This is a genomic window from Cellulomonas sp. ES6 (assembly GCF_030053835.1).
Lineage (GTDB): Bacteria > Actinomycetota > Actinomycetes > Actinomycetales > Cellulomonadaceae > Cellulomonas.
This window is the reverse complement of sequence record NZ_CP125655.1, coordinates 2,996,636-3,009,712: the sequence shown is the minus strand read 5'-3', so window position 1 is coordinate 3,009,712 and position 13,077 is coordinate 2,996,636. Positions and strand designations below refer to the sequence as shown.

Here is a 13,077-nt window from a genome sequence, read left to right as displayed (position 1 = left end):
GGCCTCAGGTGCCGGGCCGCCCCAGGTGGACGACGCGGTCCGCGGTGCGGACGGCCCCCGGGCGGTGCGCGATCACGAGCACGGTGCGGCCCCGGGCCGCCTCGGCGAGCGCGTCCTGGATCTCCGCCTCCGTGGCGACGTCGAGCTGGCTGGTCGCCTCGTCCAGCACCAGCACGGGAGCGTCGAGCAGCAACGCGCGGGCGATCGCCACGCGCTGGCGCTGCCCGCCGGACAGCCGCTCGCCCATCTCGCCGACCCGGGTGGCGTAGCCGTCGGGCATCGCGACGACCGCGTCGTGCAGCGCCGCGCGGCGGCACGCGTCCTCGAGCTGCGCGTCCGTGGCGTCGGGTGCCGCGAGCCGGAGGTTGGCCGCCAGCGTGTCGTTGAACAGGTAGGTGCTCTGCCCGACGACGGCGACGTGCCGGCGCAGGTCCTCCAGCGCGACGTCCCGCACGTCGACCCCGCCCAGCAGCACCCGGCCCTCGTCCGGGTCCCACGCCCGGGTCAGCAGGTTCACCAGCGTCGACTTGCCGGAGCCCGACGACCCGACGACTGCCGTCGTGGCGCCGGCGGGCACGTGCAGGTCCAGGCCGTCGAGCACCCGGCGCCGCGGCCCCTGGGGGGCACCGCCGGCGTCGTCGTCCTCGGGCGCGGGGTAGGTGAACGTCACGCCCTCGAACCGCACGTCGAGCGGCCCGTCCGGCAGCGGCACGGGGTGCTCGGGCGAGGTGGTGGCCGGCGGCGCGTCGGTGACCCGCCAGATGCGGCGCGCGGCGGCGAACGCCTGCTCGAGGTCCGGCGCGACGTCCTCGACGGCGAGCACCGGGGTGAAGACCGCGAGCGCCAGCACGACCGCGACGGCGTAGTCCGCCCAGCCCAGCGCGCCGGAGGACACGCGCGCCGCGCCGACGAGCGCCACGGTCGCGACGGCCGCGACCAGCAGCACCGCGTTCGCCGCGCGCCGGCGCGCCGTCCAGGCCGCCAGCCCGTCGAGGCCCAGCCCGACGTCGTCCGCGAGCGCGCGCGCCTGGGCCCGGCGCCGCGTCTCCGCCCCGAACGCCAGCACCTCGCGGACGCCCTGGAGCGACTCGGTGACGAGCTGGGCGATCCGCCCCCGCGCGGCCCGCACCCGGGTCGCCGCGACCGCGCTGGGCTCGCGCCCCCACGCCGGGACGACCGCGCCGACGAGCACGAGGAACGGCAGCAGCACGAGCGCGAGCACCGGGTCGTACCGGACGGCCAGCACCACCAGGACGACCACCGGCACGACGACCGCGCTCACCGCGGGCACGAGCGTGTGCGCGAAGAACACCTCGACGCGGTCGACGTCCTTGGTCGCGCGGTTGACCAGGTCGCCGGTGCGGCGCGACAGGACGCCTGCGGGAGCCTGCGGCGCGAGCCGGTCGTAGAAGTCGACACGCAGCATCGCGAGCGCGCGGAACGCCACGGCGTGGCCGGTCAGCTGCTCCAGGTAGCGGAGCACGCCCTTGAGCAGCGACAGCGCGACGAGCGTCCACACCGTCGGGGCGAGCGGCGCTGCGGGGTCGTCCGCCACGCGGGCGGCCCCGGCCGCCGCGACGGCGAGCAGGGCGATGCCGAGCAGCTGGCCGACCACCCGGCAGACCAGCGACGCCGCGAGCGGCGGCAGCACCGGGCGGCCGAATCGGACCAGCCGGCGGGAGATCGCCGCCCGGGACAGCGGGGCGGACGCGGGGGCCGGGGCGGGGTCGAGCACGGCGCTCACCGGGTCACCTCCGTGGCGGCGGCACCGGGGGTGCCGGGCGTGCCGGCGAGGCCGGACAGGTCCATCGCGCGGGCGTAGTACGAGTCGATGCCGCCGAGCCGGTCCGGCGGTCCCTGCTCGACCACCCGCCCCTCGGCGAGCACCAGCACCTCGTCCGCGCCGCGGACCGTGCTCAGCCGGTGCGCGACGACCAGCACGGTGCGCCCCTCGCCGGCGCGGTCGAGCGCCTCCACCAGGGCGGACTCCGAGGCGGCGTCCACCTGGCTGGTCGGCTCGTCGAGCAGCAGCACGGGGGCGTCCTTGAGCAGGGCGCGCGCCACCGCGAGCCGCTGCGCCTGGCCGCCGGACAGCGACAGCCCCCGCTCCCCGACCCGGGTCGCGAGCCCGTCCGGGAACCGCCGCACCTCGTCGGCGAGGTTCGCCTGCTCGAGCGCGTGCCAGAGCGCGGCGTCGTCGGCGTCCGCGTCGGCGAGCCGCAGGTTGTCGGCGAGCGTCCCGGTGAACAGGTACGTCGACTGCGCGACCACGGCGGTCTGGGCGCGCACCCAGGCGAGCGGCACGGCGGTCGCGTCGTACCCGCCCACCCGGACCACCCCGCCGCCGGGGCGCAGGTGCCCCTGCAGCAGGGCCGCCACCGTGCTCTTGCCCGACCCGGACGGGCCGATGAGCGCGACGCGCGCGCCCCGCGGGACGGTGAACGACACGTCGTCCAGGACCGGCGCCCCGCCCGGGTACGCGAACGAGACGTGCTCGAGAGCGAGGGCCTCCGCGACGGGCGGGGCCGCCGCGGACCCCGCGGCGGCGGGCGTCGCCCACCCGGTCGGCTCCTGCACCCCCGGCGCGTCGAGCGCCGACGGCACCTGGTCCAGCACGGACTCGATCTCGCGCACCGCGGCGCGCCCGCCGAGCCCGACGTAGAAGAACTGGCCGACGCGGTCGAGCGGCTCCAGCAGCACCGTGGACACGAGCACCACGGCGACGGCCTGCCCGGGCGTGATCGCGCCGTCCCGCAGCCGCAGCACCGCCAGCGCCGCGGCGGCCGTCACCATCACCAGCGAGAACGACGAGTCGATGACCAGCAGCACCAGCTGGTTGCGCGTCAGCAGGCGCATCACCATCCGGCGGAGCTGCTCGGCGGAGCGCGCGAGCTCCGCGCCCTTCGCCGCGGCGCGGTTGAAGGCGGTCGACGTCGGCAGCCCCTGGATCGCGTCGAGGAACTGCCCCGCGAACCGGCGCGCGGTCATCCGGTACTGCACGGAGACCCCGCGGAACGCGCGCTGGAAGCCGCCCACCACCAGCGGGATCGCCGGCAGCGCGAGCGCGAGCCACCCCGCGACCACCCAGTCGACGGCCGCCCCGAGCAGCAGCAGCGCGACCACCGGGACCGTCATCGACGCGATGATCGGGTAGCGGAACGTCACCTCGTAGGAGGCGGCCCGCTCGACGCCGTCGGTGGCGGTGGACACGAACCGGCCGGAGCGCTCCTGCGTGCGGAACGCCACCCCGAGCCGCAGCGCCTGGTCGAGCAGCACGTCCCGCCGCACCGACTCCCGCGGGCCCACCGCGGCGAGGCTGGTCCGCGGGCCGGCGAAGGCGGCCACCGCGAGGACGACGACCGCGGCCACGAGCACCGCCACGGCGGAGCCGGGCACGCCGTCGCCCGTGCGCGCCGCGTCCAGCACGGCGCCGAGCGCGAGGTAGGCCGCGGTCGTGGCGGCGGCGGCCACCCAGGTCAGCAGGGCCGGCACGAGCACCACCGCGCGCGGGGCGTCGGGGGTGGCCGGGGCGCCGACGGGCCGCTCGACAGGCGGACCGGAGGGACGCGAGCCCGGGTGTCCGCCGGGGTGGCCGCCTGCGCGGCCGGCGGGAGGCCCACCGGCGTCGCGACCGGGGCGGGGGTGCCCGCCCGCGGGGCCGCCGGAGGGTCCGGGGCGGCCGGCGGGACGGTGACCGGGCCGGTCGGTGGCGGGGCCCGGGTGCGGGGAGGTCATGCGGTGGTCCTCGGGGACGGCACGGACAGGGGGTGCGCCGCACACGGTGCCACGCGGCGGCGCCGTGCGCGACACCGTCCGGCGCGGCGTCGGCGGCGGGGTGCGGGGTGGGACGCGGAGGTGGGGCGGCGCGCGCCGCCCCACCTCCGCGAGCCGTCAGGCCGTCAGGCCGTGGGCCCGGCGACGACCGCGGTGGACCGCCGCCGTCAGCAGGCCGCCGAACAGCAGCAGCGCCACGGCGTAGCCGACCGCGTCACCGGGCTCGGCGCCCGTGGTGGCGAGGCTGCCGGAGGTCGCGTCGCACTCGACCTCCGCCCCGAGCGGCAGCGTGAAGGCCACCGGGTCGAGCGCCTCGCCCGCCTGGTAGAACCCCTCGAACACACCGGCGCCGGCCGCGCTCAGCGTGGCGGGCACGCCGGACCAGGCCACCTGCGTGGCCCCGCGGGACGCGGTGCCGGCCCCGAGGTCGAGCGTGGCGACCGCGACGCGGGACGACCCCGACGGCCCCGCGACGGTGAGCGTCAGCGTGGCCGACGTGGCACCGGTGAGGCGCACCTGCGGGTCGGAGAACGTCAGGTCGAGCTGCCCGCCGTGCCCCGTGAAGTGCACGCCCCCGGACCACGAGGCGGCGCCCAGACCGGCGTCCGCGTTGTAGCGGCCGGTCCCGCCGGACCACGTCCACGGACCGGTGCCGGAGACGCCGTCCGCGGTGACCGAGCCCTGGGCGATCGGTCCGGTGACGTAGCTGCGGAACGACTCCCGCACGCCCCACGTCAGCGTGGCGCCGGAGACGGCCCGCGCGACGCACACCGGCGCCGCGGCCTCGACCGTGATCGGGAACTCCAGCGTCTGCCCGGCCCCGACGAGGACGAGCGTGTGCGGCCCGGCCGGCGTCGAGGCGGGGATGGTCGCCGTGACCGTGACCGACCCGGCGGCGTCCGCCACCAGGTCGCCCGCGAGGAGCACCGGGTCGGAGTGCAGCTCGAGGCGGATGCCCGCCTCGCCCGCGCCGAAGCCGTTCGCGGTCACCGTGACGGACCCGCCGGCGACGACCGAGCCGGCGGCGGACAGGCCCTGGACCTCGCGCACCGGCGTGGCGGGGACCGTCGGGGTCACCGGCGTGACGGGGACCGTCGGCGTGGTCGGCACGCCCGGGGTGCCGCAGGACGTCGCGGCGCCCAGCGGGAGCGTGAAGGACACCGGGTCGAGCGCGGCGCCGGCCGGGTAGAACCCGGCGAACGCCTCGCTGCCCGCGGCGGTCAGCGTGGCGGGCACGCCCGTCCACGCGAGGCGGGAGGCGTCGGAGCCCGCCGTGCCCGCGGCCAGGTCGAGCGTCGCCAGCCGGACCCGCTGCGAGCCCTCCGGGGTGGTGACGGTCACCCGCAGCTCCGCCGCGTCGGCGCCGGTGACGCGGACCTCCGGGCTGGCGAACGTCAGGTCGAGCTCGCCGCCGTGCCCCACGAACCGCACGCCGCCGGACCAGGCGGCCGTCGCCAGCCCGTGCTCGTCGACCTGCCCGGTGCCGCCGGACCAGGTCCACGGGCCGGTGCCGGTCACCCCGGTGGCCGACACGCTGCCGCCGGCGACCGGGCCGGTGATGTAGGTGCGGAAGGACTCGCGGACGCCCCAGTCGAGGGTGGCGTCGCTGACGGCCACGCAGGAGGGCGCCGGCGTCCCGCCACCGGTGTCACCGCCGCCCGTGTCGCCACCACCGGTGTCGCCACCACCGGTGTCGCCGCCACCGGTGTCGCCGCCGCCCGTGTCACCGCCGCCGGTCCCGGCGAAGGCGATCGCCACGGACTGCTCGTTCGCGGCCTGCGTGACGGAGGCCCCGACGGTGAACACCGCGAGTGTGCCGCCCTCGAGGCGCTTGTCCTCGAGCGTCGCCCGGTCCACCTCGACCGTCCACGTGAAGTCCGCCGTGCCGTCGGGCTGCACGGTCCACCGCAGGTACGGCGGGGTGTCGTTCACGCCCTGCACCCACCGGGTGTAGGCGTTGCTCCGCGCGGAGGACGGCGCGCCCTCCGACGGCCGCCACGACTCGGCGAGCCAGCCGATCTGCGCGTACACCCCGGCGGGCTGGTTCAGCACGGGCGGGTGGGTGCCCAGGGCGCTGGTGCCGTAGCCCTCGCCGGTGACGGTGATCGTCGCGCCGTCGGGGTCGAGCCCCTCGGTCTGCGACACCCGCAGCGTCGGCGTGGCGGGCTCGGGCTCGGGCTCCGGCTCGGGCTCCGGCTCGGGCTCCGGCTCGGGCTCCGGGTCGACCGGGGGCGTCCCGCACCCGTCGAGCGCGGCGCCGGCGGGCAGCGTGAAAGCCACCGGGTCGAGCGCCGTCCCCGCGCCGTAGAACCCGGCGAACGCGACCGCGCCGGCCTCCGTCAGCGTGGCGGGCACCCCGGACCAGGCGACCTGCGTCGGGTCCGTCGAGGACGTGCCCCCCGCGAGGTCGAGCGTCGCGAGCTCCACCCGCGACGGCTCGGCCGTCCCGGGGTCGACGGTCGTGGTCAGGGTCGCCGTCGTGGCGCCCGTGACCGTGACCTCCGGCGCCGAGAACGTCAGGTCGAGCGCGCCGTCGTGCCCCTCGAAGCGCACCGAGCCGCTCCCCCACGACGCGTCCGCGAGGCCGTCCTCGCCGATCTCGCCCGTGCCGCCGGACCACGTCCACGGCCCCGTCCCGGTGACGTCGGCCGGGGTGACCGTCCCCTGCGCGATCGGGCCGGTGATGTACGTCCGGAAGGACTCCTTCACCCCCCAGGTGAACGTCGCGCCGGCGACGCCGACGCAGCTGGGCGCACCGGCCCCGGCGTCGTCGGGCTCCGCGGCCCCTGCCGCTCCGGCGGCGAGCGTCGTGCCCGCCCCCACGACCAGCGCGACGACCGCGCTGGTGACCACGCGCCACGCGCGGGTCCTCGTTCCTCGGTGCATCGTCTCCCTCTCCGGCCCGGTCGCCCGGGCTCTCGTCGGGCCGCGTCCCGGGTGGGTCGCGGTCCTCCCCTGTCAGTGCTGGTCGGGTGCGGCGCCGTCGCCGTCGTCATCGGTGGCCGTCCCCCCGGGCGCGCGCCGCCGCCGCAGGACCACGAGCGCGACCGCGGCCAGGGCGGCGAGCCCCCCGGCGACGGCCGGCCACGCCACCACCCCGGGGTCGCGCTGCTCGGGTGCCGCGACGGCGCCGGAGCTCGGGGCGGGGCTCGGGGCGGGGCTCGGGTCGGGGCTCGGGGCGGCGCTCGCGTCGGTGGTCGGGTCGGTCGTCGCCTCCGGGCCGGGCGTCGGGGCCGCGGTCGGCGTCGCCGCCGGGTCGGCCACCGCACCGGGCCCGGCGAACGGCACCGGCGTGAACGTCTCGTTCGTCGCGTTCGCGACGCCGTGCGCCCCGATCGTGATCACGCCGCACGTCACCTCGCGGCAGTCCACCTCGACGGTCCCGCCGTCCGCGTCGAGCGTCTCGAGCACCGCCCCGGGGACGGTCAGCTCGGTCGCCCAGGTGCCGTCCTCGGCGAGCTCGCCGCCGTTGGCCTCGGCCGACGTCTGCGACCCGGGGAACGCGACGAAGCGCTGGTGCCCGGCGTTCTCCTGGCTCTGCGCGTCGACGGCGTAGCGGTACTGGACGCCCGACGCCCCGCCCGCGCTGGGACGCCAGCCGTCACCGGCGGCAAGGTCGACCCAGCCGAACAGCACGTACAGGCCGCCGAACCCGCCGGCGACCGACTGGAACCCGGTGCCCGAGACCCGCAGGGTCGTCGCGGCGGCGGGGTCGAGCACGGCCGGCCCGCCGTCCTGGCCCGCGACGTCGACCTGCGACGCCGCGAGCGCGGGGCCGGCGGTGCCGAGCGCGGTCACGCACGCGAGCGCCGCGGCGACGGTCAGGCGCCGGAGCGCCGGGGGCGGGGTCATCGGGAGTCCTCCGGGGCGGTGCGGTCGGGCAGCACGACGAGGTCGCCGGTGCGGGGGTGGACGAGCACCTCGACGGGGTGCCGGTAGACGTCGCCGAGCAGGTCGGGCCGCAGCACGTCGGCGGGCGTGCCGAGCGCCCGCGGGCGGCCGTCGCCGAGCAGCAGCACGCGGTCGGCGTACGCGGCGGCGAGGCTGAGGTCGTGCAGCACCGCCACGACGGCGTGCCCGCGGCGCGCGAGGTCCCGCGCCTGGGCCAGCACCATCTCCTGGTGCCGGATGTCGAGGGCGGCGGTCGGCTCGTCGAGCAGCAGCAGCGGCGTGGCCTGGGCCCGGGCGCGCGCGTAGGCGGTGCGGGCCCTCTCGCCGCCGGAGAGCGTCGGGAACCGCCGGTCGCCCAGGTGCGCGACCTCGCCGGCGGCGGCGGCCTCCGCGACCACCCGGTCGTCGTCGTCCTCGGCGGCCGTCCCGCGCCAGGGCGCACGCCCCATGCGCACGACGTCCGCGACCGTGAACGGGAAGCTGAGCCGGTGCTCCTGGAGCAGCACGGCGCGGCGCCGCGCGAGCTCGGCCGGGCGGAGGGACGCGACGGGCGCGCCGTCGTCCGTGACGCTGCCGCGCGTGGGCCGCAGGTCGCCCGCGAGCAGGCCGAGCAGGGTGGACTTGCCCGCGCCGTTGGGCCCGACGACGGCGAGCAGCTCGTGCCGGCGCACCTCCAGGTCCACCGCGTCGAGCAGCGTGACCCCGTCGACGTCGTAGCCCGCCGCGTCGAGCCGCACCGCCACCGCGGCCCCGCCCGCCGGCGCAGGGTCGACGGGGGCGAGCGGGGCCACCGGGGCGGCGGGCGCGGCCGGGGCGGCGGGCCCGGCTCCCGCGCGGGCGGTCACGCCCAGCCCCCGGCCTGCCGCCGGGTCCGGCGGATGAGCCAGAAGAAGAACGGCCCGCCGACCAGCGCGGTCAGCATGCCGATCGGCAGGTCCGCCGAGGCGACGGCCGTCCGTGCGACGAGGTCGGCCGCGAGCAGCAGCACCGCCCCGCCGAGCGCGCTGAGCGGCACGAGCGCGCGGTGCCCCGGCCCGACGGCCATCCGCACCAGGTGCGGGACGACCAGGCCGACGAACGCGATGATCCCGCAGAACGCGACGGCTGCGGCCGTCAGGAGCGCGACGGCGACGATGCTGACGACCCGCAGCCGCTCGACGTCCACCCCGACGTGCCGCGCCGCGCGCTCCCCGAGGGCGAGCAGGTCCAGGCGGCGCGCCACGAGCAGGGCGACCGCGAGCCCCGCGGCCACGAACGGCGCGACCACGGCGACGTACTGCCAGCGCGTGCCGTTGAGGCTGCCGAGCTGCCAGAACACGATCTGCTCGCGCGCCTGGGTGTCGGCCAGGAACGTGAGGAACGCGATGCCCGCGCCGCACACGGCGTTCACCGCCACGCCGGTGAGCACGAGCGTCACGACCTCCGTGCGCCCGCCGGACCGCGCGAGCAGGTACACGACCAGCGTCGCGACGAGCCCGCCGGCGAAGGCCAGCGCGGCGGATGTGAACGGTCCGAGGAACCCGAGCCCGAGGACGATGCCGGTGCACGCCGCGAGCGCCGCCCCGGAGGACACCCCGACGACGCCGGGGTCGGCCAGCGGGTTGCCGAACACGCCCTGCATCACGGCGCCGGCGGTGGCGAGCGCGGCCCCGGCCAGCACGGCCATCGCGACCCGCGGGAACCGGATGGTCCACAGGGCGGCGTCGCCGTTCGGGTGCGTCGGGAGCGGGCCGGCGTCGACGCCGAGCCGGTGCAGCACCGAGCCGAGCACCTCACCGGGCGGGATGCGCAGCTGCCCGGTCCCCGCGGCGACGACCACCAGCACCACCAGCGCGACCGCGAGCCCCGCCGCCAGGAGCGCGACCCGGCCGCGGCGGGCGGGTGGAGCCGGCGGGGTCGACGGGCCGGTCGCGCGCGCGGTGGCCGTGGGCCGCGTGCCCACCGCCGTCACGACGCGTCGGGCGCGTAGAACGCGCGGGCCAGGGCGTCGAGCGTCTGCGCGGACGTCGGGCCGAACGAGAGCACCTGCGAGTCCGCCATGTCGACGACGCGCCGGTGCTCCCCCGCGGGGGTCTGGGCGACGGCGGGGAGCTGCTCGAGCAGCCCGTCGACGCCCCCGACCGACTCGAGCCCGGCGGTCATCACCAGCAGGAGGTCGGGCGCGGCGGCGACCAGGGCCTCGTCCGTGACGGGGCGCATGCCCTGCCACCCGATCTCCGCGGCGACGTCCACCGCCCCCAGGGCGGTGACGAGCGCGTCCGCGCCGGAGCCCTCGCCGAACAGGTAGTACACGCCGGCCTGCCCGCGCAGGTAGAGGAACGCGACGCGCAGCCGGTCCGCGGGGTCGTCGGGCGCGAGCCGCTGGATGTCGGCGACCACCGCGTCGACCTCCGCCCGGGTGCGCGCGGCGAGGGCCTCCCCCTCCTGCGGCAGCCCGACGGCCGCGGCGACGGACGTGATGAGGTCGTCCACCGTCTCCAGGTCGCGCCGGGGGTCGACGACGACCACCGGGATCCCGGCGTCCCGCATCTGGAGCACCGTGTCCCACGGGCCGAGCGTCGTGTCGGTGATGATGAGCGTCGGCGCGAGGTCCAGGATCGCCTCGCCGTTGAGGTCGTGGCCGTCCCGCGTCACGAGGGGCAGGCCCGCGGCCTCCGGGAAGTCCGAGGACGCGTCCCGCCCGACGACGCTGCCCCCGAGCCCCAGCTCGAACAGGATCCGCGACGTCGAGCCGTACAGGTCGAGGGCGAGCACCCGGCTGGTGTCGGTCACCGTGACCTCGGTGCCCTGCGCGTCCGTGACCGTGACGGGGAGCGCCGGCTGCGGGTCCTGCGCGACGGGGTCGACCGGGGTCGCGGCGCTCACCGCCGTCTGCTCGCCGACCCAGGACCGCGGGTCCTCCAGGGCCGTGAGCTCGCCCAGCGCCGGACGGTCACCGGCGGCGGCCGGGGCGTGCGGGGCTGTGCCCGCCGGCGCCGCGCACCCCGCGAGGAGCGCGCCGACCAGGGCCGTGACCAGCGCGAGCGCGGTGCGTGCGCGTCCTGCGGCGCGGCGGGCACGGCCGGGCGTGCGGGGCTGGGGCATGGTCGGGCGTCTCCTGTGGTGAAGGTGAGCCAAACCTAAGTTAGGTGCACCTCAGAAGACAAGGTCCGCCGTCGGCGGGCATGCCGGAGCGCCCGGCGCACGCGTCGTGCGTCGGGGTCGGGTGCGCCCCCGTGCCGGGCTCAGCTCAGGAGCGCTCGGTGCCGGGGGTCGCGGCGCGCGCGGCGTCCCGCTCCCGCAGGCGCTGCTCCTCGCGCTTGACCTCCTGCTGCGTGGCGCGCTCGCGGTGCAGCCACTCCGGGCTCTCCTCGATGATCGCGTCGATCTGCTCGGTGGTCAGCGGGTCCGTCAGGCCGGCGCGCGCCAGGCCGGAGGTCGAGATGCGCAGGCGGGCCGCCACGACGGCGCGCGGGTGCGGGCCGGTGCGCCGCAGTTCCTGCAGCCACGGCGGGGGCGTGCGCTGCAGCTCGTCGAGCTGCTGGCGGGACACGGGCCCGGAGCGGAACTCCTCGGGGGTGGCCGGCAGGTACACGCCGAGCTTCGCCGCCGCGGTGGCGGGCTTCATGGTCTGCGGCGTGCGCGTGCGGCGGGCCGGAGCGGCCGGGCGGTCCTCGGAGGTCACCGGTCCAGGATACGGACCCCGGCCCCCGGCCGGCACCGGGCGTCCCCGGGCGACCCCGGCCGGCACGGACCCGCACCGGGCCGGGCACCGGGCCGGCACCCCGCGGCACCCCGCGGCCCTGCCCCGCCGCGCGACTACGCTGACCGCGATGCCCGTCCCCCCGGCCGCCGACGCCGACCCCACCGCCGACCCCGCCGCCGCAGGGCGCTTCCGCCTGCTGCTGGTGCCGGGCGTCGTGCCCGCGTCGTGGGTGCGGACGTGGCGCGAGCGCCTGCCCGACGTGCGGCTCGAGCTCGTGCACGGCCCGGCCGCCGACGCGGGGCCGACCCTCGTCGCCGGCGGGGCGGACGCCGCGCTGCTGCGCCTCCCCGTCGACCGGGACGTGCTGTCGGCGATCCCGCTGTACGTCGAGACCACCGTGGTCGTGCTGCCGAGGGACCACCTGCTCACGGCGCTGGACGAGCTGACGCCCGAGGACCTGGCGGAGGAGACCCTGCTCACCCCGGCGGACGACGTGCTCGGCTGGGACGACCCGCCCGGCGAGGCGTCCGCGCTGCCGACGCCGGCGACGACGGAGGAGGCCGTGGCGCTCGTCGCGTCGGGGGTGGGCGTGCTCGTCGTCCCGCAGTCCCTCGCGCGGCTGCACCACCGCAAGGACCTCACGTACCGGCCCCTGTCCGGGGCGCCCGCGTCGCAGGCGGCGCTGGCCTGGCTCGGCGCGCGCGACGGCGACCCGCTCGTCGAGGAGCTCATCGGCATCGTGCGGGGCCGCACGGCCAACTCCTCCCGCGGGCGCGGCGCCGCCGGCGCGGGCGAGGCCGCCGGCGGGAAGGCCTCCCGGGCCGCCGACCAGCAGGCCCGGGGTCGCGGCGAGCGCCCGGCGCGCACCGGGCGCACCGGCGGCCGCCCCGCCGGTCAGCGCGGCGGCGGCCGCTCCGGCGCGGCGGGCCGCCGTCCCCGGCGGGGGCGGTAGCCGTGCACATGCCCGCCCCCGGCCTGCGGGTCACCGTGCTCAGCGGCGCCGGTCTGTCCACCGCCGCCGGCATCCCCGACTTCCGGGGGCCGCAGGGCACGTGGACCCGGCACCCGGACCAGGTGGAGCTGCTCGACATCGGCCGGTACGCCGCCGACCCGGACGTGCGGCGGCGGGGCTGGCGGATGTGGCGGGACCACCCCGCCTGGCACGCCCGGCCCGCGGCCGGTCACCGCGCGGTCGCCGAGCTCGGGCGGGCGGGACGCCTCCAGGCGGTGCTGACCCAGAACTTCGACGGCCTGCACCAGGCGGGCGGCAGCGACCCGGCCGACGTCGTCGAGCTGCACGGGACGCTCCGGACCACGTCGTGCCTCGCGTGCGGCGCGCGGGAGGACACCCGGGCCGTCCTCGCGCGCCTCGCCGCCGAGCCCGACCCGCCGTGCGCGGTCTGCGGCGGCGTGCTCAAGCCCGACGTCGTCTACTTCGGCGAGCGCCTGCCCGAGCGCGCACTGGACCGCGCGATCGCCGCGGCGCAGGACGGCGACGTGCTCGTCGCGGTCGGCAGCACGCTCACCGTGCAGCCCGTCGCGAGCCTCGTGGGGCTGGCGGCGGAGGTCGGCGCGGAGGTCGTCATCGTCAACGCGGAGCCAACCCCGTACGACCGGGTGGCCGACCGCGTGGTGCGCGACCCCATCGAGCAGGCGCTCCCCGCCCTGGTCAGCGAGCTGCTCGCCCGCGACTGACCCTCGGGTCGCGCGCCGGCCGCGCCGATGAC

Annotated in this window: 10 protein-coding genes; 2 read left to right on the top strand and 8 right to left on the bottom strand. The window is 78.5% G+C overall.

The window, feature by feature from the left end:
- Positions 1-4: 4 nt before the first annotated feature.
- The 8 genes from cydC to P9841_RS13965 form a co-directional block, all read right to left on the bottom strand.
- A complete protein-coding gene (gene cydC, locus P9841_RS14000; RefSeq protein WP_283319259.1) occupies positions 5-1,744 on the bottom strand; it encodes a thiol reductant ABC exporter subunit CydC in 1,740 nt (579 codons plus the stop codon).
- On the bottom strand, positions 1,741-3,492 hold the full coding sequence (locus P9841_RS13995) for an ABC transporter ATP-binding protein/permease (RefSeq protein WP_283319258.1): 1,752 nt from the start codon (positions 3,490-3,492) through the stop codon (positions 1,741-1,743). The genes cydC and P9841_RS13995 overlap by 4 nt, the downstream gene beginning before the upstream one ends.
- 399 nt (positions 3,493-3,891) lie before the next feature.
- A complete protein-coding gene (locus P9841_RS13990) occupies positions 3,892-6,627 on the bottom strand; it encodes an HtaA domain-containing protein (RefSeq protein ID WP_283319257.1) in 2,736 nt (911 codons plus the stop codon).
- A 105-nt stretch (positions 6,628-6,732) separates the two neighbouring features.
- Positions 6,733-7,626 carry a hypothetical protein gene (locus tag P9841_RS13985; protein ID WP_283319256.1) on the bottom strand — a complete coding sequence of 298 codons (894 nt, stop codon included), beginning with the start codon at positions 7,624-7,626 and terminating at the stop codon, positions 6,733-6,735.
- Positions 7,623-8,408 (bottom strand): heme ABC transporter ATP-binding protein, encoded by a 786-nt coding sequence (locus P9841_RS13980; RefSeq protein WP_459349141.1) that lies wholly within the window; start codon positions 8,406-8,408, stop codon positions 7,623-7,625. Before P9841_RS13980 ends, P9841_RS13985 begins: the two co-directional genes overlap by 4 nt.
- Positions 8,409-8,506: 98 nt before the next feature.
- Positions 8,507-9,607, bottom strand: a complete 1,101-nt coding sequence (locus P9841_RS13975; protein ID WP_502847707.1) for a FecCD family ABC transporter permease — start codon at positions 9,605-9,607, stop codon at positions 8,507-8,509.
- A 5-nt stretch (positions 9,608-9,612) separates the two neighbouring features.
- On the bottom strand, positions 9,613-10,749 hold the full coding sequence (locus P9841_RS13970; protein ID WP_283319255.1) for a heme/hemin ABC transporter substrate-binding protein: 1,137 nt from the start codon (positions 10,747-10,749) through the stop codon (positions 9,613-9,615).
- 145 nt (positions 10,750-10,894) lie between these two features.
- Positions 10,895-11,272, bottom strand: a complete 378-nt coding sequence (locus P9841_RS13965; protein ID WP_283321960.1) for a DUF5997 family protein — start codon at positions 11,270-11,272, stop codon at positions 10,895-10,897.
- 205 nt (positions 11,273-11,477) lie between these two features.
- Here P9841_RS13965 and P9841_RS13960 point away from each other — a divergent pair, with 205 nt between their 5' ends.
- Positions 11,478-12,302, top strand: a complete 825-nt coding sequence (locus tag P9841_RS13960) for a LysR family substrate-binding domain-containing protein (protein ID WP_283319254.1) — start codon at positions 11,478-11,480, stop codon at positions 12,300-12,302.
- 8 nt (positions 12,303-12,310) lie between these two features.
- On the top strand, positions 12,311-13,045 hold the full coding sequence (locus P9841_RS13955; RefSeq protein ID WP_283319253.1) for an SIR2 family NAD-dependent protein deacylase: 735 nt from the start codon (positions 12,311-12,313) through the stop codon (positions 13,043-13,045).
- The last annotated feature ends 32 nt before the right edge of the window (positions 13,046-13,077 follow it).

Coding starts and splice junctions, on each gene's coding strand:
- P9841_RS13985 (WP_283319256.1), bottom strand. CDS start 7,626: ATGACCCCGCCCCCGGCGCTCCGGCGCCTGACCGTCGCCGCGGCGCTC.
- P9841_RS13970 (WP_283319255.1), bottom strand. CDS start 10,749: ATGCCCCAGCCCCGCACGCCCGGCCGTGCCCGCCGCGCCGCAGGACGC.
- P9841_RS13965 (WP_283321960.1), bottom strand. CDS start 11,272: ATGAAGCCCGCCACCGCGGCGGCGAAGCTCGGCGTGTACCTGCCGGCC.
- P9841_RS13960 (WP_283319254.1), top strand. CDS start 11,478: ATGCCCGTCCCCCCGGCCGCCGACGCCGACCCCACCGCCGACCCCGCC.
- P9841_RS13955 (WP_283319253.1), top strand. CDS start 12,311: ATGCCCGCCCCCGGCCTGCGGGTCACCGTGCTCAGCGGCGCCGGTCTG.